We start from the raw sequence: 24,802 nt of genomic DNA, 5'->3' as shown, positions 1-24,802 counted from the left end.
GGTTACTATTGTGCTCCTCAGTTCCTATTGATTGAAAAATTCTCTAGATTCTCGGTGAATCATTACGGAGAGTATTTCATTATGGTCACAAGTTGGTATGAACTTGCCTTTTAGAAAACGCTAATGAAATCGCTAAACAGCTACATGTTAATAGGATGACACTTAAGTTTTGTGCTGTTCCAGCCATCGCTAATCCCGTCCCGATCATGATGTAGTACATGAGCCCAAATAAAGCGCCTGCGCTACCTACCTGTTGTTTATAATCAACGAGTGCGTCACTGAGTATATTGGGTATCGCAATCCCATAAGACATGACGACTAACACCATTGGAGCAACAAACCAGATTGATTGGCTCAGAATCAACACACCGACTGACCCCAAACTAAGCAATACTGCTGAGAGCCAAAGTAGTTGGCTTTTTCGAACATTTTTAGACACTAGGGATTTGTTTAAATAACTCCCAAGCAGAGTGCCTAACCCCAGTACCATGCCACTGTATCCAAATTGTTCGGAGCTATACCCAAGTGCTGAGAAAGTAAATGCGCCAAGCTGGTAATAAGAAAATAGCGCAATGTTATACAAAGCGACCAGTAATCCTGAGCGCCAAATTCGCGCGTCTCTTACCATTTTCCAGCTAAGTTGACGCAACCGTACTGGTGTCTGTTCCTTCTGTGTTTCAGGAAGTTTAATAACGTTATAAGCGAGCAATACTAACGCGATTAAAAATAGAGCGAAAAACACATAACGGTATCCACCAAGCGCTGTAAGCTGCCCGCCTAATAGCATGCCAACTACCGGGCTGATTGATATACCCATCCCCATTAAGCTGAAGACTTTACTCAGTTCTTGACCGTCAAACGCGTCACGAAGCATGGTCTGTGTGACAACGGAACCTACCGCGATACCAAATGCGCTGAGGGCTCGAGCAGCCATGACAACAGCAAAACTCTCGGTTTGAGTTGCGAGTAAAGACGCAAAACCATAGATAAAGAGCCCAATTAACATGGTAGGCCTTCTTCCCAGTTTATCTGCGAGCACTCCCCAAACTACAACGCCAATGGCAAACGCTAGGAAGTAAATCGACAGTGTTTGTGCTGCTTGTGCGTGGTTTACATCAAATGATAGAGCGATTGAGCTCAACGCTGGGCTATAGATGGTTTCTACAATTTGCGGAAACATCAACATAACCAGCATGAGCCATAAAGAGGGCTTAGTATTCATATTATTACCCATTGTTAATGAAGTTGGCGGGCAGTATAAATGAGGCTATGATTGAGCCAATAACAACATAAAAACCAAATACATCAACATTCGGACAAAATGGCACTTATTGACGAAGAAACACAGTTTGACGCAGACAAAATTTCTAATTGTGTAGTGGGAATTGCTGCGGATATTGGCAAGCACGACTCGGGTATGCATCAGCACAAGAAAGGGCAATTGTTGTACGCACCTCAAGGTTGTATGAGTTTTGCTCTGAAAGACTCGATTTGTATTCTGCCCCCGACAAAGGCGGTTTGGATCCCACCTAATACGCCGCATCGCGCACTGATGACGAATGTGGTTGCGTATCGATCTTTGTATTTTGATTGTGAGGTGTTTGCGTGTCCGAGTAAGATCACGATGATAGAAGTGAATACTTTACTCCAAGCCCTCATTGATAAAATGTCATTTTGGGAGTGGGGTAAACCTAACAGCGAGATGGTAAATACGACGGCGCTTTTTTGGGAGGAGTTTTATGCTGCGAAACGTTATTCGTTTCAGTTGCCTTTGCCATCACATCGGCGTTTAGCAACGTTTCGCCGAGAGGTGGTGGAACCTTCATTTCTCGCTCCTTCGCTTACTACTCTTGCAGACAAAGTGGGGGCAAGTACTAAGACGGTAACACGATTATTTAAGTCGGAAACGGGTATGAATTATCAAGATTGGCGTCAACAGTGGAGGCTCTTAAAAGCAGTTGAATTGTTATCAACGGGAATGCAAGTCAGCGCCGTTGCTGATTGGCTGGCGTTTTCGTCAGACAGTGCTTTTATTGCATTTTTCAAAAAGCAAACTGGGCAAACACCGCTAATGTTTATGAAAACTAGACCTTAAAACATCACGATGCTTACGTATTTCTTTAGTACAAATTTGGGCTTTATAGATTCCGTATATATTGGTTCACATAGGGAAATGCTATCGAGCACGTTACTTGTGTTTACTCGGCAGCTTACGAAAGTATTGAGTAGTAAAATCAATAAAGGCTCGGATGCGTTTTGGTTGATGTCGGTCGTGATGGTAAAGGAGTGAAAACTCCACACTCGGAATGCTCCAGTCGGTAAACACTTCTTTTAGCTTGCCTGTCTGGAGTTCTTGTTGGCAATAAAGTGCTGGCACACGGATGATACCATTTCCCGCCAACGCTGCTTTTATCATTACTCTGCCACTCTTACATCGTAACTGTCCACGTATCTGGTGTTCCGTTGACTGCTTTGTATTTGTGTTCTCGAATGCCCAGCGTGTCACACTGCCTGTCAAACAAATGTGTTTTTCTAAGTCTTTTGGATGCGAAGGATAGCCATATGTTTCTAAATAACTTGGGCTTGCGTACGTCCCCATTTCCACATCAATCAGTTTGCGAGCGATAAAGTTGGAGTCTTCTAACTTTCTCATTCGAAAAGCGATGTCGAATTCATCCGCGATTAAATCGACACGATGGCTGCTAAAATCTAAGTTAATGTTCACTTGTGGGTGTTGGATTAGAAACTGAGCAACGATATCTGCGACAACGTCTTCCCCTAAATAACCCCCCACGCAGTTGATACGAATTTCGCCTCTTAATTCTTCTACATCATCAACCACTGCCATAACAGCTTGATCAATATTGTGAAGGGCGGTTTCACACTGTTTATACAGAACCTTGCCTGCTTCGGTGAGCTTCAGTGTTCGAGTGGTTCTTTGTAGCAAAGTGGCACCAATCTGTTGTTCCAGATTTGTTATTTGACGTGAAACGTGTGAGCGAGAAACGCCAAGTTGCTCTGCTGCTTTCGTGAAGTTTCCTAGTTGAGCGATTAGGACGAAAGAGCGGATATCCGCAAGGTTGATATGTGTTTGCATGATGACTTCTGCGTAATTCAAAAAAGTATTGTTGCAGTATAACAACAGTGTTTCAACTAGGTCGGTATATATCAACAAACAAAGTTTTCTTAAACTATCGCCATTGAGGTAAACCGTTCTATTAAGGATTCAAAATGAAAAAGTTAATTGTTATTACAGGCGCTAGTTCAGGCATTGGTGAAGCGATTGCACGTCACTTCAGTGAACAGGGCCATGCTCTTCTTTTGTTAGCAAGACGTGTAGAACGTTTAGAAGCATTAAACTTGCCAAATACGCTTTGTGAAAAGGTAGATGTGATCGATAAAGCTTCTTTTGAAGCGGCAATTGAGAAAGCTGAAGCGTTGTATGGTCCGGTAGATGCACTTGTAAATAACGCAGGCGTTATGCTTCTAGGCCAGATAGATACTCAGGACGCATCGGAGTGGAAGCGCATGTTTGATGTGAACGTACTTGGCTTGCTCAATGGTATGCAGTCCGTCTTAGCACCGATGAAAGCACGCAACAGTGGTACGATCATTAATATCAGCTCTATTGCGGGCAAGAAAACATTCCCTGATCATGCCGCTTACTGTGGTACCAAATTTGCGGTTCATGCGATTTCTGAAAACGTACGTGAAGAAGTCGCATCATCGAATGTTCGCGTTACGACTATTGCACCTGGCGCTGTGGAAACTGAATTACTTTCACATACTACGTCCCAAGATATTAAAGATGGCTATGATGCTTGGAAAGAGGATATGGGGGGCGTGTTGGCAGCCGACGATATTGCACGAGCAGTGCTGTTTGCTTATCAGCAACCGCAAGGTGTATGTGTTCGCGAAATTGCTTTGGCACCGACAAAACAGCAACCTTAACATTAATTTACAGCGACTTCTGGATCATTAGGGCTGTGAATATTTGCACACTGATTCGTGATTGATATGGCATCTTTCAACTAAGTCGTATGAAAATTTAGGTTACCCATTTAAGTCCGTAGCCTAAGTGTGTTATTGCTTATACCCAAGTTACTCAAGGTGAGAAAAAACTTTGAGTAATTTGGGTTTTTATTTGGTCTCAATTTTTAGTATGTAGCTCTATTGGGGTCAGCGGGCCACAGTCGTAAAGAAAAGGAGAAGGTGACGTAAAGCAAAATGAAGCAATATCCATAGCTTAATGAGAATTGATTTCATCAACGTCACAAGCCGTTACAATTATCCGTTAGGTATTATACTTTGTGGGTGGTTAATATTTAACCAAACAAGGAGGTGTGTATGAAACGATTCGCGAACATACTTTTTGCAACACAAGGATTGCCTGGTCATAGTGAGGCGCTCGAACAAGCGATGAGGATCGCATCCAGCAACAAAGTGCCTGTTTCAGGGCTAATTGCGTGCCCCGACTTCCCCGCGGATATGCTCCAGTATCAGCAAAGTTATGAGCAATCGCTACAAGACTCCCTCAAACAAAGCATTCAGGAATACAGACAGAAGCTCGATCTTTCTGAAGATGATCTGGCATTTCCTCTTACTGTGAAAAGCAGTGAAAAACCCGCTGTCTGTATCATTAAAGAAGCATTAGCTGACAACAAAGATCTTATCATCAAAGAAGCTGAACCACTCGGTGAAGGCGCTGAAGGCTTCAAAGCCATTGATATGACACTGTTACGCAAATGCCCTTGTCCATTATGGTTACACCGACCGATTGATAAGCCGAGAGACAAACGCCGTGTGGCTGTTGCTATAGATCCGTTAACGGCGAGCGATGAACAGCACTCATTAGCGGTGCGTTTACTTGAATTATCTCGTTCAATAGCCGACACCTGTGACAGTCGTTTACATGTGATTTCTTGCTGGGAATATTACTTAGAGAATTACCTACATGACAATGCTTGGATTCAAGTCGACGATGCTGAGTTGAAACATGAACTCGACAAAGCAAAAGCCGATCATAAACAAGCTCTACAACAACTGCTGGAAGAGTCGGGGATTACGGGTGAAATTGTGATTCATCATTTACACGGAAAGCCTGATGAAAAAATCCCGGATTACGTAGAAAGCATAGAAGTGGACGTTCTAGTCATGGGTACCTTAGCGAGAACTGGGATATCTGGCTACGTCATTGGTAATACGGCTGAAAACATTTTGCAATCTATAAACTGTAGTTTGGTCGCTCTTAAGCCCGATGGTTTTGTATCGCCGATTCAGTAATTGGTGTGTAACAAACCTGGGTTTAAGTGGTTGTTTTAGGTAAAGGAGGGAGACGGAGTTCTAGAACATGGAATTATCAGTGTATCAATAAGTTATCAGAGGAGAGTGACATGAAAAACCTATGCCCGAAATGCCACACAGAAATGATAGAACGTTCGAACGTTTATGTTTGTCCGAGAAATGATATCGGTGACTGCACCTACGATGCGTTCGAGTTAACTGATGACGATAATCCATACACATTCAGTCGAGAACACGTAAGTAGTGATCTACGTTCTTACACCGTAGCGGACAGTAAGTAGCTGTTTGTATTAACGTTCCTTTAAGTAGCATTCAGTGATTGCTGTTTGCTACTTATCCCTTGGTTTTATGATCTTTTTTGAAATACTTGGGCTAAAACAATCAAGTGGAGCTTTTTATCTTTGCGCCAAATAGGGCGAACTTTCTTATAAAAATGAATGGGCTGCGATGTTGAATAGCATAACGGGTAAAGAAAACCTGCCGAAAAATCCCGATAATCAGTTGGTCTTACTGATTTTCCCTGTGCTGCCAATTTTAATCTTCTCTTTTCTTTTTTACATCTACACACCCGCAGGCGTAAGCTGGAATGCGGAATGGATACCAGGCCTCGATATTAACTTCAGCTTTAGGTTAGATGGTCTGTCATTCCTTTTTGCCGGGCTGATCAGCGGGATTGGCGCACTGATCCAAATATACGCTTTGGCTTACTTACGAGAGAGTGATAGCCGATTTTCCTTTCATTTATACCTAACCCTATTCATGCTTGCCATGCTAGGGATTGTGATGAGCGATAACATCCTGTTGTTATTTATTTTCTGGGAACTCACCACCATCACTTCTTACTTGCTGATTGGGTTTAATCACGAAAATAAAACGTCACGGAAAAACGCCTTGCAGTCGTTGATCGTTACAGGTGCTGGTGGATTAGCGTTGTTAGCTGGCCTTATCTTGTTGGGAGCGATGGCAGGGAGTTATGAGTTACATACGATCATCGCTCAGGCGGACACGATTGCGCAGCACGAATGGTTTATGCCATCTCTAGTGCTCATACTACTTGGTGCATTTACTAAATCTGCGCAGTTCCCGTTTCATTTTTGGCTACCTAACGCGATGGCAGCGCCCACTCCGGTCAGTGCGTATTTACACTCAGCAACAATGGTAAAGGCGGGCATTTACTTGTTAGCGCGGTTATCGCCAGTTTATGCTCATAGCGAGGTTTGGTTTTATGCCTTAGTGATCACAGGGAGTATCACCGCCGTTTGGTGCACGTTTGTCGCATTAAAACAAACTGACTTGAAGCTGATGCTAGCCTACAGCACGAACGTGGCTTTGGGGAAACTAACATTATTGTTAGGTATGGGCACAGATTTGGCCGTGAGTGCAGTATTGATGTTTATTCTCGCTCACTCTTTCTATAAAGCAGCGCTGTTTATGGTGGTGGGCAATATCGACAAAGCGACAGGAACACGAGATATCGATCAACTGTACGGCTTGAAGTCAGTGCTCGTCATCAGCATGGTTGCGGGGAGTTTGGCTGCATTGTCTAAAGCGGGATTCCCGCCGTTGTTAGGCTTTTTGAGCAAAGAATACATGTACAAATCCGCAGTAGAGCTCAATAACTGGATCGCCTTTGTACTTTTAATGGTCAATATATTGATGGTTGCGCTAACCATTATGCTTATTGCGAGACCATTCTTTGCCCGCCGTGATCTCGTGCCAATTGAAACGAAGCCGGTTGAGGCCAAAAAGGCTATGTGGGTTTCACCTTTACTCTTGGCACTTGGCAGTCTCATCGTTCCTTTAGTCGGTTTAAATTGGTTGGATCACCACATCATCTTTCCTGGCTCTGCTGACATTCTGCCTGCAGCCGATATTAAAGCGACATCATTATGGCATGGTGTGAATGTACCGCTGGTCCTAAGCGTTATCACGCTAGTATTGGGGTATGTGGTGTACCGTGTTTATCCTACTGTGTCTGCATTTTTTCAGCGGTTACATCTATTCGTCCCCAAAGCAGAGAATGTTTTTGAACGACTATTAGATGACATTATGACACTGGCGAAGTGGCAAACGGCGCTGTTGCAGCAAAAGAAGTTGAGTCGTTATGTCCTGCTATTTTTCGCGGTACTCGCCGTCGCTTTACTTGGTCAGGTAGCATTTATTCCTCTGCCTTTGTTTGAACAGCTTTCAAACGTGGCTTTCTATGAGATTGGCATTGCCTTATTGCTGATTGGTGCAGCGATCGTATGTACGTTGTCTCACTCAAGGCTTCTTGCGATTTCTGCGCTAGGTATGATTGGCTTTATGACCACGCTTGTTTTTATGATCTACAGCGCTCCGGACGTCGCGAAGACTTTACTGTTAGTGGAAACATTAATGGTGGTCTTTTTAGCATTGTTAATGCGTCATATGCCGCGTTTAACCACCGTGCCCAAGCATTCAATAAAACGCAAATTGGCGAATGTTTGTATAGCGGGCGTGATAGGTGTTTCGATTACTTTCCTCTTGTTAGGAATCACGTCCCAGCCGATGGATTCATCGGTGTCGGAATTCTTTGCGGCAAATAGTGTACCAGGCGGGCATGGGCGCAATATTGTCAACGTCATTCTCGTCGACTTTCGTGCGTTTGATACATTGGGAGAGGTTGTCGTCGTTGTCATTGCTGGGATTGCAGCAGTGAGCTTGCTTAAGACAAGAGCGAAAAAGCAAAACCGTATTCAATCATTAATTTTTGCAACCACGGCACATATCGTCGCGGCGCTCATGCTCGTGTTCTCAGTGTATCTGTTATTACGTGGTCATAACGAACCGGGTGGTGGCTTCATTGGTGCACTGATTGCCGTTATTGGGTTATCGCTTCTCATGTTCGCGGAATCACCGAAATACGTTCGTTCTAGATTGTATTTCAAGCCGTTTTTCATTGCGTTATTTGGCATCGCATTGAGCTTGGTATCTGGCGCTTTGAGCTTTGCGTTTGATAAACCGTTTTTAACCGGGTTGTGGTGGAAAGATGTGATACCACTGGGTACGCCGTTGGTTTTTGATGTTGGTGTTTATCTTGCCGTTATAGGTGGCGTGATGGGGATGCTGCTTCGTGTTAATGAGGAGCTAGAGTGATGGAAATAGTCTGGAGTGTTGTCGTTGGAGTATTTGTCGCCGCAGGCGTTTACTTAATGCTGGAAAAACATATCTTGCGTCTTTTGTTCGGTATCATGTTACTCAGCAGTGCGGTTAACCTTGCTATTTTTACCGCGGGAAGGCTGACTCCTGGAGAGCCGCCATTGATTGGCGATAATGCACTTTTGCCACCAGATGGCGCGGCAAACCCATTACCTCAAGCGCTAATTTTAACCGCGATAGTCATCGGTTTTGGGCTACTTATTTTTGCTTTAATGTTGTTCTATCGAGCTTATAAAGATTCTGGAACCGCAGACGTCGACGAAATGCAACGTTCTGAGGAGGGTCAATGAGTTCGATTTTTCTGACGTTACCTGTTGTTCTTTCATTGAGTACGGCGCTGACCATTTTCTTTGTACGTCGCTCAACAAAAAGTGCTGAGTGGTTAAGTGGCGCGAGTGCGATTTTGAACCTTGTTGTCGCAGGCCTTCTCACAGAAAACATCATAAGTAATGGTATTCAAGCCGTTGCTTTTGGCCAGTGGCAAGCACCGTTTGGTATCGTCTTTGTCGCAGATTACTTCAGCGTTGCCATGGTGATGATTACGGCGGTGATTGGTGCGATATGTGTTTTCTATGCCATGGCGGACCTTCACCGAAAACCTTCCTATAGCAATTACCATGCGTTGACGCACGTGTTGCTTGCTGGTGTTTATGGCGCGTTCCTCACCGGAGATATTTTTAATCTGTATGTTTGGTTCGAGGTCATGCTCATCGCGTCATTTGGTTTAATGGTATTAGATGCAACGAAAACTCAAATTGATGGGGCAGTGAAGTATGTGATGTTGAACCTGATTTCGACGCTAGTGTTCTTACTTGCAATCGGTTTGTTGTATGGCGCAACGGGCACCTTGAACTTGGCCGATCTCTACACCAAAGCGGGAGAGAGCGAACTGAGCATCAACATGATGTTGTCCGCCTTGTTTTTGTTTGCCTTCTCTATTAAAGCGGCGCTATTTCCTTTATTTGCTTGGTTGCCAGCCTCTTATCACACCTTACCAAGTGGTGTGGTTGCACTGTTTGCTGCGTTGCTTACTAAAGTCGGCGTATACGCGTTAATACGAGTCTTCACATTAGTATTTCCGCTCGCCGAGAGTGGTTGGCAGCCGACGTTGATTTGGATTGCTGGCCTCACCATGTTAACGGGTGTTTTGGGGGCGGCAAGTCAATTCGACATTAAGAAGATTCTTTCTTTTCACATCATTAGCCAAATAGGCTATATGATCATGGGGTTGGCGATTTACACTCCTTTAGCTTTGGCTGGCGCTATTTTCTACATTGTTCATCACATCATTGTAAAAGCGAATTTGTTCTTAATCGGTGGCTTTATTGAGCGCAAATATGGCTCTAGTCAACTTGAACATTTGGGCGGGGTATATAAAGCAATGCCTTGGTTAGCGTTCTTGTTTCTTGTCCCTGCGTTTTCTCTGGCAGGATTTCCGCCGCTTTCTGGTTTCTGGGGCAAATTTTTGGTGATCAAATCGAGCATACAGGCTGAATATTACTGGTTAGCCGGTACCGCGCTATTGGTGGGGCTGCTTACCGTCTACTCGATGACGAAAATTTGGAGTGAGGCATTCTGGAAAAAGCCAGTTAGGGAGAGAACAGAACAGACTCTGCAAGTCAAAGTACATTGGTTGTATTGCGTTCCAATTGCCGTATTGACCATGTTCACGTTGATCATAGGCTTGGTGGCGGAGCCTTTTTATCAGTTTTCTGTTCAAGCTGCTGAACAACTGTTAAATCCGAATGAATACATTCGAGCGGTATTGGGAGGAAATCTATGATCTATCTATTCCTCAATCTTTTCTTAGCATTAGCATGGATGATGTTAAACGGCAGCTATTCGAGTTTGAATTTTATTGTCGGGTTTACGGTCGGTTTTTTTGCCTTACGGTTGAGCCAACCATTTGGATTAAAAACCAGCTACTTTCGACGTTTTGCGTCGGCATTAAAGTTACTGGTGTACTTCGCTTATGAAATGATCATATCGGTTGCAAGAGTCGTGTGGGATGTCGTGACGCCAACGCATTTGAGCCAGCCAGATATCGTCTATGTCCCTTTGGACGTCGATTCCGACCTTGAAATCACCTTACTTGCGAATATGGTTTCGTTAACCCCGGGCACACTCAGTTTGGACGTTACGCCTGATAAAAAGCATCTTATCGTTCATGCCATGTTTGCACCTGAGCATGAAGAAGTTATCCGTGGAATTAAAAACGGATTAGAGCATCGAATTTTGGAGGTGACGCGTGGATAGTTGGCTGCAAATAAGTGTCACTTTTGCCTATGCAGGGCTATTACTCAGTTTTGTTATGGCTTTCTTCCGTTTAATTTTAGGACCAACGCTGGCTGACCGAGTTGTGGCGTTAGATTTGATTTCATTTATCACCATCGGTTTTATTACGGTTTACACCTTAGACAGTGGTGAGGATGCCTTGTTAGATATCGCCATTACATTAGGTTTGGTCGCATTTCTTGGCACAATCGCATTTGCGCGTTTGATCGTTAAAAGGAAGGAGAAAGAATAATGGATGTGCTGATTGGGCTGTTTTTATGTTTAGGGACGTTATTGATTCTAAGCGCTAGTTTAGGTGTGTTGCGGTTGCCAGATCTATATACCCGAATGCATGCCGCAACCAAAGCCGGTACCGTCGGAGTTAGTTGCTTACTACTAGCGGTTGCCTTCTCAATTCCTGAAGTCACCGTGATCTCCCGAGTTATCGGTACGATGTTGTTTATCGTTCTCACGGCACCAGTCGCCTCCCACCTGCTCGGAAGAGCAATGCGAGAGGTCGGCTACAAAATTTGGCGCAATGATTAACCATTAGCGTCGAATAGTACTACGTCCTAGTTGAAATAAACTCGAAGCTGTATTGATGAAGTCGGAAGTAATTGACGGTATATTCAAATGCACGACCATCTTCTAGGTAACCAGTGGACTCAACTTTTAGAATAGGGGAAGCTTCTGATTCATTCAGGTATGAGGCCGTCTCTGCATCTAACAAATACGGTTTGACAGACTGACTGCTTTTCGCAATTTTCAATCCTTTGCTATTTTCAATGTACTCATATTTAGAACCATTCATTATGGCTATGCTCAAGTCTGGAAATAACACTGCTGGCATATGAGTGACTTCGTAAATCTCAGGCTCATCATTAATACATCTGAGTCTATGTATTTCATATGTATCATCATTGGGTGAGAGATTTAACTGCTTAGCAACCTGCTCATTCGGCTTTTTAAGTTCGAACTTTATGACTTGAGAGCTAGGAGTTTTCCCCTGTTTACTGACTTCCTCGATAAAACCCAGCAAATGTAAGGCATCATGTTGGGCTTTTAGATCGTTTACATAAGTTCCACTACCTCTTGTCCGACTAATTAAATTATTGTCGACCAGAATTTGTAAGCTTTTTCTGATGGTTACGCGGCTTACGGAAAACTCTTCTTGCAAATCACTCTCTTTTGGAAGCATCGATTTAGGTTGTAGTTCCCCATCTTTGATCTTTTTTTCTAATCGTTCCGCAATGTCTATGTATTTGGGTTTCATAATACCTCGCTAAGTCTTGGATCATGATAGCAAGAATGTGATCTGAGATGTAGTTAATACTTTTCCTTAGGATCTTTGTGTGATTTTTATCTCGTATCTTTGTGCTTACACTTTAAATGTATCATAAAAGTATTAATACTTATTTTATACATTTTCAGGGTAAACATTTGAGGTAGCGAAATGAAACGTCAAAAATTAACGATTGTTGGTGCTGGCAGTACATACACACTTGGTATGATGAACAGCCTTATTGCCGAAAAAGATAACTTTCCACTCGCAAAAGTCGTGTTTTACGACATAGATGAAAAACGCCAAGAGTCGAATGCATTAGCTACTGAAATTCTATTGCGAGAACACTATCCAGAAGTTGAAGAGTTTGTTTATACAACGGATAAATCTGTCGCATTCGCAGATTCGGACTTTTTCTTTATCCAGATCCGCACTGGTGGGTTGGCCATGCGCGAGCGCGATGAACAAATCCCGCTATCCAACTCTTGTGTTGGGCAAGAGACATGTGGCGCGGGAGGAATGGCATATGGACTTCGCTCTATCGGCGACATGATCCAGCTAGTGAACGAGATCCGACAAACGTGTCCAGATGCGTGGATTCTTAATTACACCAACCCGGCGGCAATTGTCGCTGAAGCTTTAAATCGTGAATTTCCGCATGATAAGCGAATTCTAAATATCTGTGATATGCCAGCAGCGATTATGGTCAGCTATGCGCAATTGTTAGGGTGTGAAATTTGGGACTTTGTTCCTGAATACTTTGGGCTTAATCACTATGGCTGGTTTACCAAAATTCGTAACAAACAGGGTGATGACTTAACGGATAAAATTAAAAATATCATCTTAAAAGAAGGGATCAGTGCGGTTGATGCGGAAATAGCGGATGACCCATCGTGGCAAGCCACATTCAAAAACATGAGAACGATGCTTGCTGATAATCCAGAGTTTTTGCCGAATACGTATCTTCAATACTATTTGTACCCTGAAAAAATGGTGGCGAAAGAGGATATCAACAATACTCGCGCAAGGCAGGTAATTAACGGCCGTGAGAAGCGAGTGTTCGAATTGAACGCAAGAATAATTGAAGCGGGCACCACGAAGCACGAAACACTGCATGCCGATATCCATGGTCGATACATGGTGAGAGTCGCGGCTTCGCTAGCCTACAACTTGAGCGATGTATATCTCGTCATCGTACCGAATAATGGTGCTATTACAAACTTACAAAATGACGCTATGGTAGAAGTTCCTGCAGCGCTAACTAGTGATGGACCGAAAGCTTTTACTGTAGGAAAAATCCCAACTTTCCAAAAAGCCATGATTGAGAACCAACTTGGTTACGAGAAATTAGTCGTGGATGCTTGGTACGAAGGAAGTCAGCAAAAGCTGATTAATGCACTCACACTTAACCGTACCGTGGTTAATGTGCCAAAAGCTAAAGAAATAACAAAACAATTACTAGAAGAAAATAAAGCCTACCTTCCTCAATTTTTTCAATAACAACTGGACGTTCGGGGCCTACTTGTAGGCTCCGTGAATGAAACAAGAGGTTTATATGAAAGACATTATTCAAAGGTTCGGGGCCGCGATGTTTGTTCCCGTTCTATTATTTCCAGCAGCGGGCATGTTATTGGGTTTCTCCGTTGTGCTGTTAAATCAAGAAGTGTTTCCTTGGGCACTGGAGGGGAGTGCTTGGGTTAAAGTCTCGACGATCATTTTACAGGCATCACTCGCCGTATTTAAAAATATGGCACTTATTTTTGCCGTTGGGTTACCTATCGCTTTAGCTAAAAAAGCATCTGGTCGCGCTGTACTTGCAACACTCGTTTCCTACATTACGTTTAACTACGTTATTGGTGGAATCCTTCAATTTTGGGGACCAGAACTGGGCGTTAACTATACGGAAGGTGAGCGAGGTTTGACTGAAGTTGGTGGCATTCTAACGCTTGATACAAACTTGCTAGGTGCCATTTTAATTGCAAGTCTTTCTGTTTGGGTTCACAACCGATTCTTTGATAAAAAGCTACCGGATTGGGCGGCTGTATTTGGCGGAACGCCATTGGTTGTGATCATTAGTTTCCCAATTATGGTCGTGATGGCAATTCTAACTTGTTTGACTTGGCCAAGTATTCAGCATGGTATTAACAATCTGCAATCATTTTTGGTTTCTGCTGGATCTTTAGGGGTATGGCTATTTACGTTTTTAGAGCGAATCATGATACCAACGGGGTTGCATCATTTCGTATATGGTCCCGTTTTTTATGGGCCAGTTGCAGTCGATGGCGGGACGGTTGCCTATTGGATTCAAAATATACAGACATTCGCCCAGAGCTCGGAAAGTTTAACGACACAATTTCCCCAAGGTGGTTTGATGTTGACGGGAATGGGTAAAGTGTTTGGTTGTACGGGTATCGCACTAGCACTTTATTCAGTTGCGAAAAAAGAAAATAAAAAGATGGTGATGGGGTTAGTGCTCGGAGCCGCAATCACAGCAATTCTTACAGGGATCACTGAACCAATAGAGTTTACATTCTTATTTATCGCACCTGCGCTGTTTGCTTTGCATGCGTTGTTATCTGCGACAATGGCAACGTTCGCCTTTATGTTTGGTGTTTCCGGTAACTTTCAGACTGGCTTGATAGACTTTATTTTCCAAAACTGGTTGCCTTTGGCTGGTAACCATGCGGGAACATACGTGATTCAGATTATTATTGGTCTCATGTTTACTGGTGTTTACTTTGTGACGTTTCGCGCGCTTATTTTAAAATACAACATACTTACTCCGGGACGTGAAGGTGCAGATAGTAAGTTGTATTCCAAAACTGACTACAAAGAAGCGAAAGCGGTCCACAACAGTAGCGCAAGTCCGTCACAAGCTAGTGCCTTTATTGAAGGTTTGGGTGGAAAAGAAAACATTGAATTGTTAACTAATTGCGCGACGCGTCTGCGTGTTAAAGTTAAAGATGTCTCCCTTGTAAAGGAGAACGCATTTTTCACACAGCACGGAGCGGTGAATATTGTTAGAAATCAAGAGAGCCTTCAAATCATCGTTGGTTTAACGGTGCCACAAGTTCGCGAAGATATGAGCCAACTGATAAAAGCTTAACCCCCAAACTAATGCTCCAGCTCATATGGTTCAAAGGTGAGATAGAATTATCTCACCTTTTTTGTGTACATGAAGCATATTTCGCTCAGTTTTCACAAAAGTGGGGAGGAGTTATCGAGCGAGCTAAAAATACAGTTAGGTTATACCCGTCTGTATTGTTGGAAGACTTGTTGGGTTTCTAAGTGACAGTGGCGCCTTCTATGTTGAAAAGCGTTTTAATTTCTTCCAGCACTTCTGGGTTAGCAATGGCACCAATATTTTTTACAGCTTGCCCGTTCACCAGTTGTTTCACGGCTAGTTCAACCAGTTTTCCTGATCGCGTTTTAGGAATATCACTGATAGCAAAAATTTGGCGTGGTACATGGCGCGGTGAACATTTTGTTTTTAATGTTTGGCGAATTGAATCGGTGAGTTGTTGGGTTAACTCGACGTCGTGAGCGAGTTTTACTAGTAACCAGATTTCTTCAGACTGCTGGTTTAACTTGCCGACGGCGATGGAGTCCTCGACCTCGGGTAACGCGTTCACTTGCTGATAGATCTCAGCGGTGCCGATTCGTACGCCGCCTGGATTCAATGTCGCATCGCTACGGCCATAAAAAATAAAGCCGCCATGTTCGGTTTGCATCACATCGTCGCCGTGGTGCCAGATATCAGTAAACTTGCTCCAATAAGCGTTGTGATAGCGTTCGCCGTTGTCGTGCCAAAACCCAATAGGGAAGTTAGGTAGTGAGTTATTGCACGTTAGTTCGCCGCGTTGCTGTGTAATGGTTTTTCCCTCGTCGTCCAAAACACGCACGTCGATTCCCAGCCCTGCGCCTTGGCATTCACCTTTGTAAACTGGTGAGATAGGGTTTCCAAGTACAAAGCACCCGCAAATATCCGTGCCGCCAGCGATAGAAGCGAGATGCAAGTCCTGCTTGATGTGCTGATAGACATAATTGAATTGTTCTGGGTAAAGCACCGAGCCAGTCGAACACAGGGTTGTGAGTGATTTCAGGTCATGTTCTGACTTGGGAGAGTAGCTCGCCTGCTCTAGCGCCTCTAGGTATTTCGCTGACGTACCAAACAGTGACACGCTATGTTCTTCCGCTAATCGCCATAAGACGGAATGATCAGGGTAAACCGGACTACCATCGTAAATCACTAAGGTAGCACCACTCGCAAGTGCTGAAACATGCCAGTTCCACATCATCCAGCCACATGTTGTGTAGTAGAAAACCTTGTCTTGTGGTTTGATGTCGCAATGCAGTTGATGTTCTTTGAGGTGATTGAGCAAGGTACCGCCCACGGAATGGACAATACACTTAGGTTGACCTGTTGTACCAGAAGAATACAAAACGAATAACGGGTCGTTAAACAGTGTTGGTTGATATTGAATTGATTGTGGAGAAAAGTGGTGAGTAATATCGGACCAATACACAAAGTCAGAAGTGCAAGCACTCTTAGCGTTTTGTAAATATTCGATTTGGCATACGCTAATGGTTGCGTCTTCGGAGACTCTGCTTAGCTTGCTACTAAGAGTGGTGTTCTTGTCCGTCATATCGAAAGCTTTGCCTCCGAACTGGTAGCCATCACAGCAAAAAAGAACTTTCGGTTTGACCTGACCAAAACGCTCTACGACGCTATCGATACCAAAATCAGGCGAGGTTGAAGTCCAAATAGCGCCAAGGCTGGTAGTAGCCAACATGGCTATAACGGTTTCAGGAAGGTAGGGCAAATAACCCGCAACGACATCGCCTTTGCCAACACCACAATTGAGTAGCCATTGCTGAACGACAGACACTTGTTCGAGCAACTGTGTACCAGTGAGCTGCCTGTGTTCACCGCGTTCATTAGTAAAAACGATAAACTCACGCTCAGGTGTTTGTTCGGCCTGAGATAGGAGGTTCTCTGCGTAGTTAAGCGTGGCGTCAGCAAACCATACGGTGTCCCTATTTACATGGCTCTGAGTAGAATCTGTCTGTGTCCACTTGGGAGCTCCAAGGCTTTTGACTTGCGAGCCAATATTTCCAATGACGTTACAGAAATGCCAGGTATGTCGCCAAAATTCGTCATTGTGGTCAATGGACCACTGGTGTAAAGACGTGTAATTATTGATTGAGATATCTTCGGTTTGGTGCGCATTAACCGTCTCGATAAATCGTAGCAAGTTGCTATTGCTGATGCGCTCAGCAGATGGTGACCAAATAGGTGCAGAATTTTGCATAGGTCCCTCTAATTTCAATTCTTTTTGAATATGACCAAAACAAAATAAAGGGGCGAATATAGCAGTGTTCGCCCCTTATCTGATTGTTTAAAGTTGTTCGGCAAGCTGAGGTAGTACCTCAAATAAATCACCAACCAATCCATAGTCGGCAACTTCAAAGATAGGAGATTCAGGATCTTTGTTGATCGCGACAATCACTTTGGACTCTTTCATTCCTGCAAGGTGTTGGATTGCTCCGGAGATCCCGACCGCAATATAAAGCTTAGGCGCAACGATTTTACCGGTTTGACCCACTTGTAAATCGTTGGCAACAAACCCTGCATCAACCGCCGCGCGAGAAGCGCCAATGGCAGCACCTAGTTTATCGGCAACTTGTTCGATCAACGCGAAGTTCTCTTTGCTACCGACCCCGCGTCCACCTGACACAACCACCTCTGCCGCGCTTAATTCAGGACGTTCTGACACGGTTTTATCAACAGAAACCAATTCAACCATTGGGTCTGAGATAGTGACCTGCTGAGGCTTAATATCAGCTTGGTTGTGACAAGTAACCGGCTCAAACGCAGACGCGCGCACGGTGACGACGCGAACCTTGTCGCTGGTGGTCACTTTGGCAAATGCGTTTCCTGCGTAAATAGGGCGGATAAAAGTGTTTTCATCGATAACTTGGACAATATCGGAGATTTGCCCAACGCCGAACTTCGCTGCTATTCGCGGTGCAAGATCTTTCCCTTTTGATGATGAGCTAGCCCAGATTGCGTCAAAACCTTCAGCAATACTCACCACAATAGGTGCGATACTCTCGGCAAATTGATGCTTAAGTTGCTCATCATCGACACAAATTACATTTGATATACCATCAACGCGACAGGCTTGCTGAGCGACTTCTTCACACTGGTGGCCTACTACGATCAAAACATTGTCTTGGCTGACTTGTTTTGCTGCATTAACCACTTTGAGTGTGTCCGCATGCAATTGGTTATTGTCATGCTCTGCTATGATTAAGTTCTTCATGAAATTACCTTCGCTTCGTTACGTAGTTTATCGAGAAGCTCTGAGACAGATTCAACCTTGATGCCACCTTTTCTTTGCGCTGGCGGTGTGACTTCTTGAATGGTTTGGCTAAATACCACTTCAACACCCAGACTGTCAGGTGTGATTGTATCTAACGGCTTGCGCTTGGCTTTCATTATATTAGGCAAAGAGGCAAAACGCGGTTCATTCAGGCGTAAGTCAGTACTGATCACAGCAGGTAAGTTCATCGCAACCGTCATCAAGCCGCCATCCACTTCTCTCACGACCTGAACTTTTTGATCTTCTATCTTAACGTCGGAAGCGAAAGTTGCTTGAGGCCAGTCAAGTAGGGCTGCCAGCATCTGAGCCACTTGGTTGTTGTCAGTATCAATGGATTGTTTACCCGTAATCACAAGCTGTGCTTGTTCTTGCTCAACCAGAGCTTTGAGCAGCTTAGCGACGACTAATGGCTCTATTTTGTCTTCAGTATCGACATGAATAGCGCGATCGGCACCTAACGCAAGCGCAGTACGTAGTTGCTCCTGACATTGGCTACCGCCAGCACTGACAACGATGACTTCATCTGCAATACCTTGCTCTTTTAGTCGTACGGCTTCTTCAACGGCTATTTCGCAAAATGGATTAATCGTCATCTTGACGTTATTGGTTTCAACATCGCTATGGTCCGCTTTCACACGAACTTTAACGTAGGGATCAATGACCCTTTTGATTGGCACTAGTATTTTCACGTTAGATTCCTTTTTACAGTGAAGACTATGTGTTTACAGTGAAGACGATGTGATGACGTCTTTAAAATGATGTTAATTTACCTTTACGTTTGCGTCAACTTTAAATATATTGTTGCTTAACAAGTTGGCAACATGCAAAGAAAAAGGAATGCAATCATGGAAAGAGACTGCATGGAATTTGATGTTCTGATTGTAGGAGCTGGTCCCGCAGGTTTGTCTGCGGCATGCCGAATCAAACAATTAGCAGCAGAAAAAGAACAAGACCTCTCTGTTTGCGTGGTAGAAAAAGGCTCTGAAGTTGGAGCGCATATTTTATCGGGTGCGGTGTTTGAAACGCGCAGTTTGGATGAACTGTTTCCCGACTGGGAAGAGAAGGGCGCTCCGCTCAATACCAAAGTAAACCAAGATAAAACCTATTATCTGGGCAATGAAATCAATGGTCATGAACTGCCGTCTTGGGCAGTGCCTAGCACGTTGCACAATGATGGGAACTACATTATCAGCTTGGGCAGCCTATGCCGATGGATGGCGTTGCAGGCTGAGAACTTAGGGGTGGAGATCTACCCAGGTTTTACCGCCAGTCAAGCCATCATCGATGAAGACAACCGCGTTTGTGGTGTGATCACGGGCGATATGGGATTAGACAAAAATGGTGAACAAAAAGGAAATTTCGAACCTGGTATTGAACTGCGAGCGAAGTTTACTTTATTTGCTGAAGGCGCGCGGGGTCATATTGGTAAGCAGTTGATTAATCGATTTAATCTCGCTGAAGATAAAACGCCTCAACATTACGCTATCGGCTTTAAAGAGCTGTGGGAAATACCACCAGAGCAGCATCAACAAGGGTTAGTGGTTCACGGCTTAGGCTGGCCGTTAGCGAACGAAGCCACAGGTGGCAGCTACCTCTACCATTTAGAGGGAAACCAAGTTGCCGTCGGGTTGATTGTTGACTTGAACTATAAGAATCCGCACTTGAGTCCATTCGATGAATTTCAGCGTTTTAAACATCACCCGATGATTGAGCAATACCTCAAAAATGGTAAACGAATTAGTTATGGCGCAAGAGCGATCACCAAGGGCGGTTTCCATTCGCTTCCCACGCAACAGTTTGCTGGTGGCTTGTTGATTGGCTGTGATGCAGGAACGCTTAACGGCGCTAAAATCAAAGGCACGCACACCGCAATGAAATCTGGCATGCTTGCCGCCGAAGCAGTATGTGAAGCCCTTGAGAGTCAGTCAGTTACTGCTGATTATCAAAAGCATTTCAAACAGTCTTGGCTGTATGAAGAGCTTTATCAAGCACGTAACTTCTCAAGTGGCATTCACCGCTTTGGATCGTGGCTGGGCGGTGGCTTAGCGCTGCTGGAACATAACGTGTTAAAAGGTAAAGCTAAGTGGCATATCCGCTGTGACAAGCCTGATCATCAGTCTCTGTTATTGGCGGAAAACAGCAATGAAATTGTCTATCCGAAGCCTGATGGTGTGTTAAGTTTCGATCGCCTCTCTTCTGTTTATCTATCCAATATCTTCCATGAGGAAGATCAGCCGTGCCACTTACGTTTGGCGAACCAGCGCATTCCCATCGAGCAGAATCTTGAGTTATATGCAGAGCCAGCACAGCGCTATTGCCCGGCTGGCGTTTATGAAATCGTACAGGGGGATCAGCAGCCAGAGCTGCAAATAAATGCGGCGAACTGTATCCACTGTAAGACCTGCGACATCAAAGATCCAAGTCAAAATATTACCTGGACACCGCCGGAAGGTGGTGGTGGCCCTAACTATCCGAATATGTAGTCGTCTGAGAATAATTTTTATTAACAATTTATTTACTTAAAGTTTGCGTTAGTTCAAATCTTTCTCGATGAACTCGATTGCAACTTAATCTTTCAAGCACTATTCTGATTTTAAATTGACGTTTACGTAAACTGAATGCAAAGTTGATGCATAGGTGTAAAAGCGGTTACCAGTATCAAAGTTAGGTTTAATCAAATAGTGCTCAATGGAACGCACTTAAATAACGAAAGGGAGATCAACTATGGTATCGGAATCGCCTCTGTTGCAGGTAAACGATATTTCATTGGCTTTTGGTGGGGTGAAAGCTCTAACTGACGTGAGCTTCCATGTGAATGAAAAGGAAATCTTTTCAATCATTGGTCCAAACGGTGCAGGTAAAACCTCAATGCTCAATTGCATCTCTGGTCGATACACACCAAACAAAGGCTCTGTAATCTTCGCTGGAGATGATGTAACCAAACGAACACCTAGCCAACGAGCTGAGTTAGGGTTGGGAAGGACCTTCCAGAACTTAGCACTCTTTTCTCATATGTCGGTACTCGACAACATTATGGTTGGTCGACATCACCTACTGAAAAACAACTTCGTCACAGGACCACTTTACTGGTTCTCTAACGCGCAGAAAGAAGAAATGGCGCACCGTAAATACGTAGAAGACGTAATCGATTTTCTTGAAATTCAGCACATTCGCAAAGCCACCGCTGGCACGCTTTCTTACGGTTTACGTAAACGTGTAGAGCTTGCTCGTGCCATTGCCTTAAAACCTAAGTTACTGCTGCTTGATGAACCAATGGCAGGCATGAACTTGGAAGAAAAGGAAGACATGGCGCGTTACATCATGGATTTAAACGAAGAGTTAGACATCACCATCATCATGATCGAGCACGATATGGGCGTGGTGATGGATATCTCTAACCGCGTATTGGTGTTGGACTTTGGTAAACACATTGCGATGGGCGAGCCAGAAGAAGTGATGGCCAACCCACATGTGAAACAAGCGTACTTAGGCGAAGAGCTACCGACATTAGAGGAGAGTGCATAATGGCACAGCAACATAATGATTGGGCAGATATAACCTGCTTAGATACCTTTCCAAAAGTGTTGCAGCACAATGCCAAGCACTGGCCCGAGCAAGTCGCAATGCGTGAAAAGGAGTTTGGCATTTGGCGAGAGTTCACTTGGCAAGATTATGAAAATCGAGTGAAGTGGATGGCTCTGGCACTACAAGATTTGGGTATTGGTGAGCAAGATGTCGTTGGTTTGCTAGGTGATAACCGCCCGGAATGGGTATGGGGCGAGTTAGCAGCACATGCGATCAAAGGTTTCTCGCTGGGCATCTATCAAGATTCCATGCACGAAGAAGTGGCGTACCTCATCAACTATGCCAAAGCAAAAGTCGTGGTTGCGGAAGATGAAGAGCAATGCGATAAGCTACTTGAGCTCGGTGATGAGATCCCAAGCGTAGAATTCATTATCTATTGTGACCCGCGTGGAATGCGCAAGTACGACGACCCACGACTGATTGATGTTGAGCAGGTCTATAAAAAAGGTCAACTGATCGACAAAGCGGATCCGGATAAATATCTCAATATGGTTGCGGCAACCAAAGGCAGTGATCTTTCGATTCTTTGTACCACGTCGGGTACGACTTCCAAACCAAAGTTGGCTCAGCTACACAGCGGCACTTTCTTAGATCACTGTGCGGCTTATCTGCGTGCCGACCCGCGCTCTCCAGGCGACAACTACGTTTCTGTTCTGCCTTTGCCTTGGATTATGGAGCAGGTGTATGTGGTTGGTCAGGCGTTGATTTCTCGTCAAATCGTTAACTTCGTGGAAGAACAAGAAACCATGATGTCTGACTTGCGCGAAATTGGCCCGAACTTCATGCTGCTTGCGCCGCGAGTGTGGGAAAACATTGTGGCAGACGTGTCTGCACGAATGATGGATTCCACACCGTTTAAGCAGAAGATGTACAAACTGGGCATGAGCTTAGCGAATAAAGCGTTGGAGCAGGGTAAACGTTCAAAACTCGCTGAATGGATTTTGCTACGTGCTCTGCGTGACCGCTTAGGTTTCTCGAATCTAGCATCTGCTGCGACGGGTGGTGCGGCGATGGGACCGGATACTTTCCGTTATCTGCAAGCGATCGGCGTACCACTCAAGCAGCTTTACGGTCAAACCGAAATGTGTGGTGCGTACACCGTCCACCAAGCCGATGACGTGGATTACGATTCCGTCGGCGTCGCGTTTGACAATGCAGAAGTGAAAGTCATCAACCCAGACAGCAATGGCGTGGGTGAGATCATCGCGAAAAGTACGGGCATGTTTACTGGCTACCTGAACAACCAGGAAGCGTATGACGAAGACGTGCAAGACGGATGGATGCACACGGGTGATGCGGGTTACTTTAAAGACTCTGGTCACTTGGTGGTGATTGATCGTCTGAAAGATATGTCGGAAACCAGCCATGGCGACCGCTACTCTCCGCAGTTCATTGAAAATAAACTCAAGTTCTCGCCGTTTATTGCAGAAGCCGTGGTGGTAGGTAAAGGTCGACCTTGGCTGTCTGCCATCATCTGTATTCGCTATGCGATCGTCGCGAAGTGGGCAGAGCAGCGAGGCTTAGCATTCACTAACTACACCAACTTATCTGCTCAACCAGAAGTGTATCAAGCCATTCGTGAAGAAGTGCTGAAAGTGAACGAATCACTGCCAGATGCACAGAAGATCAGCAAATTCATTCTACTTTACAAAGAGCTGGATGCTGACGATGGCGAGCTAACTCGTACGCGTAAAGTGCGTCGTGGTGTGGTTGCGGAGAAATACGGAGACATCATCGAAACCATCTACAGCGATGATCCAAAAGTCGATGTCGATACAGTGATCACTTATCAGGATGGCACCAAAACACGCATTCAAACGTCGCTAGTTATTGAAACGCTTATTGAGCATGAGCCAACACTAGTGGATAGCGAACAACGGAGGATCGCATAGTGAATACGGATTTATTACTGCAACTCGTCATTAATGGCGTGACCGTTGGCATGTTGTATGGCGTTGTCGCCATGTGCTTTGTACTGATATACAAATCGACCCAGGTGGTGAACTTCGCTCAGGGGGAGTTTCTTCTGATTGGTGCGTGGGTATGTTGGGCGGCGCTTGTTCATCTGCAACTGCCATTTTTTATCGGCTTTTTACTCACGCTCGCGTTCATGATGGTGTTCGGTATCGCCGTGCAAACCATTGTGCTCAGACCGTTAATTGGTGAACCGATTATCTCTGTGATCATGGTGACCATCGGTCTGTCTATGTTCTTCCAAGCATTGATGAAATGGATATTTGGTGTCTCAGCTGTGTCGTATCCGCAAGTGTTCGAAACAAATGTGGTGAATATCGGTGGTTTGAACGTTGAGTTCGCTTACATTCTGAGTTTGATCTTCTCGATGCTCATCATGGGGGCGTTCTACTGGTTCTTCAAATTCAGCAAAATGGGTCTGGCAATGCGCGCAACGGCATTTAACCAGCAAGTCGCCCAGAGTCTTGGCATTTCCATCAAGAAAGTGTTCGCCATCAGTTGGGCTATTTCGGCCATGGTATCTGCAACAGCAGGGATTGTTATCGGGATCGTTAACGGCGTATCTGACGCGCTATCCATTATTGGTATCAAAGTTTTCCCAGCCGTTATTTTAGGTGGCTTAGATTCTGTAGTCGGCGCAATTGTCGGTGGTATCACCATCGGGGTGCTAGAGAACTTAGCTGAGTTTTTTGATAGCCAATACCTGCAAGTGGGTAACCTGTACAACATCGCACCATTCTATGTGCTGTTAATCATTCTTGCCTTCAAGCCATACGGCCTGTTTGGTACCAAAGATATCGAGCGTATTTAAGGAGAA

The 24,802-nt window shown here is 44.6% G+C and carries 22 protein-coding genes; 16 read left to right on the top strand and 6 right to left on the bottom strand.

The annotated features are described in order from the left end of the window. Positions 1–85: 85 nt before the first annotated feature. The gene (locus NB463_RS11640) at positions 86–1,222 is read right to left on the bottom strand and encodes a multidrug effflux MFS transporter (protein ID WP_258431504.1); all 1,137 of its coding nucleotides are present in this window, start codon (positions 1,220–1,222) and stop codon (positions 86–88) included. A 99-nt stretch (positions 1,223–1,321) separates the two neighbouring features. Between NB463_RS11640 and NB463_RS11635 the strand changes: the two genes are divergently transcribed. Further along, entirely contained in the window at positions 1,322–2,095 is a 774-nt protein-coding gene (locus NB463_RS11635; RefSeq protein ID WP_053807866.1) for an AraC family transcriptional regulator, read from the top strand. Positions 2,096–2,188: 93 nt separating this feature from the next. Here the strand turns inward: NB463_RS11635 and NB463_RS11630 are convergent, their stop codons facing one another. Beyond that, positions 2,189–3,097 carry a LysR family transcriptional regulator gene (locus NB463_RS11630; protein ID WP_258431503.1) on the bottom strand — a complete coding sequence of 303 codons (909 nt, stop codon included), beginning with the start codon at positions 3,095–3,097 and terminating at the stop codon, positions 2,189–2,191. A 134-nt stretch (positions 3,098–3,231) separates the two neighbouring features. On the opposite strand from NB463_RS11630, the gene NB463_RS11625 reads away from it, so the two are divergent. The 9 genes from NB463_RS11625 (at position 3,232) to mnhG (ending at position 11,304) form a co-directional block, all read left to right on the top strand. Then, positions 3,232–3,951: an SDR family oxidoreductase gene (locus NB463_RS11625; protein ID WP_258431502.1), complete on the top strand. Its 720-nt coding sequence runs from the start codon at positions 3,232–3,234 to the stop codon at positions 3,949–3,951. 396 nt (positions 3,952–4,347) lie between these two features. Continuing rightward, a complete protein-coding gene (locus NB463_RS11620; protein ID WP_046875927.1) occupies positions 4,348–5,283 on the top strand; it encodes a universal stress protein in 936 nt (311 codons plus the stop codon). A gap of 110 nt (positions 5,284–5,393) precedes the next feature. Continuing rightward, on the top strand, positions 5,394–5,585 hold the full coding sequence (locus tag NB463_RS11615; RefSeq protein ID WP_005392611.1) for a hypothetical protein: 192 nt from the start codon (positions 5,394–5,396) through the stop codon (positions 5,583–5,585). A 166-nt stretch (positions 5,586–5,751) separates the two neighbouring features. Further along, positions 5,752–8,421, top strand: a complete 2,670-nt coding sequence (gene mbhE, locus NB463_RS11610; protein WP_258431501.1) for a hydrogen gas-evolving membrane-bound hydrogenase subunit E — start codon at positions 5,752–5,754, stop codon at positions 8,419–8,421. Continuing rightward, positions 8,421–8,774: a Na+/H+ antiporter subunit C gene (locus tag NB463_RS11605; RefSeq protein WP_167427378.1), complete on the top strand. Its 354-nt coding sequence runs from the start codon at positions 8,421–8,423 to the stop codon at positions 8,772–8,774. The genes mbhE and NB463_RS11605 overlap by 1 nt, the downstream gene beginning before the upstream one ends. Then, on the top strand, positions 8,771–10,267 hold the full coding sequence (locus NB463_RS11600) for a Na+/H+ antiporter subunit D (RefSeq protein WP_258431500.1): 1,497 nt from the start codon (positions 8,771–8,773) through the stop codon (positions 10,265–10,267). The genes NB463_RS11605 and NB463_RS11600 overlap by 4 nt, the downstream gene beginning before the upstream one ends. Continuing rightward, complete coding sequence (locus NB463_RS11595) at positions 10,264–10,740, top strand: Na+/H+ antiporter subunit E (protein WP_005392607.1); 477 nt, start codon at positions 10,264–10,266, stop codon at positions 10,738–10,740. Before NB463_RS11600 ends, NB463_RS11595 begins: the two co-directional genes overlap by 4 nt. Next, positions 10,733–11,011: a cation:proton antiporter gene (locus tag NB463_RS11590; RefSeq protein ID WP_005392606.1), complete on the top strand. Its 279-nt coding sequence runs from the start codon at positions 10,733–10,735 to the stop codon at positions 11,009–11,011. The genes NB463_RS11595 and NB463_RS11590 overlap by 8 nt, the downstream gene beginning before the upstream one ends. Then, entirely contained in the window at positions 11,011–11,304 is a 294-nt protein-coding gene (mnhG, locus tag NB463_RS11585; RefSeq protein WP_104972424.1) for a monovalent cation/H(+) antiporter subunit G, read from the top strand. The genes NB463_RS11590 and mnhG overlap by 1 nt, the downstream gene beginning before the upstream one ends. Positions 11,305–11,323: 19 nt before the next feature. On the opposite strand, the gene NB463_RS11580 is transcribed toward mnhG, so the two are convergent. After that, complete coding sequence (locus NB463_RS11580) at positions 11,324–12,031, bottom strand: GntR family transcriptional regulator (protein ID WP_005373312.1); 708 nt, start codon at positions 12,029–12,031, stop codon at positions 11,324–11,326. A 180-nt stretch (positions 12,032–12,211) separates the two neighbouring features. Between NB463_RS11580 and NB463_RS11575 the strand changes: the two genes are divergently transcribed. Together NB463_RS11575 and NB463_RS11570 are read left to right on the top strand one after the other, a co-directional pair. Beyond that, complete coding sequence (locus tag NB463_RS11575; RefSeq protein ID WP_176319296.1) at positions 12,212–13,540, top strand: 6-phospho-alpha-glucosidase; 1,329 nt, start codon at positions 12,212–12,214, stop codon at positions 13,538–13,540. Between the two features lie 55 nt (positions 13,541–13,595). Further along, the gene (locus NB463_RS11570; RefSeq protein WP_176319297.1) at positions 13,596–15,146 is read left to right on the top strand and encodes an alpha-glucoside-specific PTS transporter subunit IIBC; all 1,551 of its coding nucleotides are present in this window, start codon (positions 13,596–13,598) and stop codon (positions 15,144–15,146) included. A 178-nt stretch (positions 15,147–15,324) separates the two neighbouring features. Here NB463_RS11570 and NB463_RS11565 read toward each other — a convergent pair whose 3' ends face one another. The 3 genes from NB463_RS11565 to NB463_RS11555 form a co-directional block, all read right to left on the bottom strand. After that, the gene (locus tag NB463_RS11565) at positions 15,325–17,352 is read right to left on the bottom strand and encodes an acetoacetate--CoA ligase (protein ID WP_258431499.1); all 2,028 of its coding nucleotides are present in this window, start codon (positions 17,350–17,352) and stop codon (positions 15,325–15,327) included. A gap of 87 nt (positions 17,353–17,439) precedes the next feature. Next, positions 17,440–18,366 (bottom strand): electron transfer flavoprotein subunit alpha/FixB family protein, encoded by a 927-nt coding sequence (locus tag NB463_RS11560; protein ID WP_085343930.1) that lies wholly within the window; start codon positions 18,364–18,366, stop codon positions 17,440–17,442. Next, positions 18,363–19,115, bottom strand: a complete 753-nt coding sequence (locus tag NB463_RS11555) for an electron transfer flavoprotein subunit beta/FixA family protein (RefSeq protein ID WP_005386149.1) — start codon at positions 19,113–19,115, stop codon at positions 18,363–18,365. The genes NB463_RS11560 and NB463_RS11555 overlap by 4 nt, the downstream gene beginning before the upstream one ends. Positions 19,116–19,271: 156 nt before the next feature. On the opposite strand from NB463_RS11555, the gene NB463_RS11550 reads away from it, so the two are divergent. The 4 genes from NB463_RS11550 to NB463_RS11535 all read left to right on the top strand — a co-directional run bounded on the left by NB463_RS11550 (position 19,272) and on the right by NB463_RS11535 (position 24,796). Next, complete coding sequence (locus NB463_RS11550) at positions 19,272–20,909, top strand: electron transfer flavoprotein-ubiquinone oxidoreductase (protein WP_258431498.1); 1,638 nt, start codon at positions 19,272–19,274, stop codon at positions 20,907–20,909. Between the two features lie 241 nt (positions 20,910–21,150). Beyond that, positions 21,151–21,951: an ABC transporter ATP-binding protein gene (locus NB463_RS11545; RefSeq protein ID WP_005392600.1), complete on the top strand. Its 801-nt coding sequence runs from the start codon at positions 21,151–21,153 to the stop codon at positions 21,949–21,951. After that, a complete protein-coding gene (locus tag NB463_RS11540; RefSeq protein ID WP_258431496.1) occupies positions 21,951–23,903 on the top strand; it encodes a long-chain fatty acid--CoA ligase in 1,953 nt (650 codons plus the stop codon). The genes NB463_RS11545 and NB463_RS11540 overlap by 1 nt, the downstream gene beginning before the upstream one ends. After that, positions 23,903–24,796 carry a branched-chain amino acid ABC transporter permease gene (locus NB463_RS11535; RefSeq protein ID WP_258431495.1) on the top strand — a complete coding sequence of 298 codons (894 nt, stop codon included), beginning with the start codon at positions 23,903–23,905 and terminating at the stop codon, positions 24,794–24,796. Before NB463_RS11540 ends, NB463_RS11535 begins: the two co-directional genes overlap by 1 nt. Positions 24,797–24,802 lie beyond the last annotated feature (6 nt).

The sequence above is a fragment of the Vibrio sp. RM-41-2B genome (genome assembly GCF_024744415.1).
In the GTDB taxonomy this organism is placed as follows: Bacteria; Pseudomonadota; Gammaproteobacteria; order Enterobacterales; family Vibrionaceae; genus Vibrio; species Vibrio diabolicus.
This window is presented reverse-complemented; position numbering and strand designations above follow the sequence as displayed.

What these genes read in the sequence shown, in the direction of transcription:
- NB463_RS11545 (WP_005392600.1), top strand. Translation starts at nt 21,151, where the DNA reads ATGGTATCGGAATCGCCTCTGTTGCAGGTAAACGATATTTCATTGGCT.
- NB463_RS11635 (WP_053807866.1), top strand. Translation starts at nt 1,322, where the DNA reads ATGGCACTTATTGACGAAGAAACACAGTTTGACGCAGACAAAATTTCT.
- NB463_RS11540 (WP_258431496.1), top strand. Translation starts at nt 21,951, where the DNA reads ATGGCACAGCAACATAATGATTGGGCAGATATAACCTGCTTAGATACC.
- NB463_RS11640 (WP_258431504.1), bottom strand. Translation starts at nt 1,222, where the DNA reads ATGAATACTAAGCCCTCTTTATGGCTCATGCTGGTTATGTTGATGTTT.
- NB463_RS11550 (WP_258431498.1), top strand. Translation starts at nt 19,272, where the DNA reads ATGGAAAGAGACTGCATGGAATTTGATGTTCTGATTGTAGGAGCTGGT.
- NB463_RS11580 (WP_005373312.1), bottom strand. Translation starts at nt 12,031, where the DNA reads ATGAAACCCAAATACATAGACATTGCGGAACGATTAGAAAAAAAGATC.
- mbhE (WP_258431501.1), top strand. Translation starts at nt 5,752, where the DNA reads ATGTTGAATAGCATAACGGGTAAAGAAAACCTGCCGAAAAATCCCGAT.
- NB463_RS11615 (WP_005392611.1), top strand. Translation starts at nt 5,394, where the DNA reads ATGAAAAACCTATGCCCGAAATGCCACACAGAAATGATAGAACGTTCG.
- NB463_RS11620 (WP_046875927.1), top strand. Translation starts at nt 4,348, where the DNA reads ATGAAACGATTCGCGAACATACTTTTTGCAACACAAGGATTGCCTGGT.
- NB463_RS11575 (WP_176319296.1), top strand. Translation starts at nt 12,212, where the DNA reads ATGAAACGTCAAAAATTAACGATTGTTGGTGCTGGCAGTACATACACA.
- NB463_RS11600 (WP_258431500.1), top strand. Translation starts at nt 8,771, where the DNA reads ATGAGTTCGATTTTTCTGACGTTACCTGTTGTTCTTTCATTGAGTACG.
- NB463_RS11625 (WP_258431502.1), top strand. Translation starts at nt 3,232, where the DNA reads ATGAAAAAGTTAATTGTTATTACAGGCGCTAGTTCAGGCATTGGTGAA.
- NB463_RS11565 (WP_258431499.1), bottom strand. Translation starts at nt 17,352, where the DNA reads ATGCAAAATTCTGCACCTATTTGGTCACCATCTGCTGAGCGCATCAGC.
- NB463_RS11630 (WP_258431503.1), bottom strand. Translation starts at nt 3,097, where the DNA reads ATGCAAACACATATCAACCTTGCGGATATCCGCTCTTTCGTCCTAATC.
- NB463_RS11560 (WP_085343930.1), bottom strand. Translation starts at nt 18,366, where the DNA reads ATGAAGAACTTAATCATAGCAGAGCATGACAATAACCAATTGCATGCG.
- NB463_RS11595 (WP_005392607.1), top strand. Translation starts at nt 10,264, where the DNA reads ATGATCTATCTATTCCTCAATCTTTTCTTAGCATTAGCATGGATGATG.
- NB463_RS11570 (WP_176319297.1), top strand. Translation starts at nt 13,596, where the DNA reads ATGAAAGACATTATTCAAAGGTTCGGGGCCGCGATGTTTGTTCCCGTT.
- NB463_RS11605 (WP_167427378.1), top strand. Translation starts at nt 8,421, where the DNA reads ATGGAAATAGTCTGGAGTGTTGTCGTTGGAGTATTTGTCGCCGCAGGC.
- mnhG (WP_104972424.1), top strand. Translation starts at nt 11,011, where the DNA reads ATGGATGTGCTGATTGGGCTGTTTTTATGTTTAGGGACGTTATTGATT.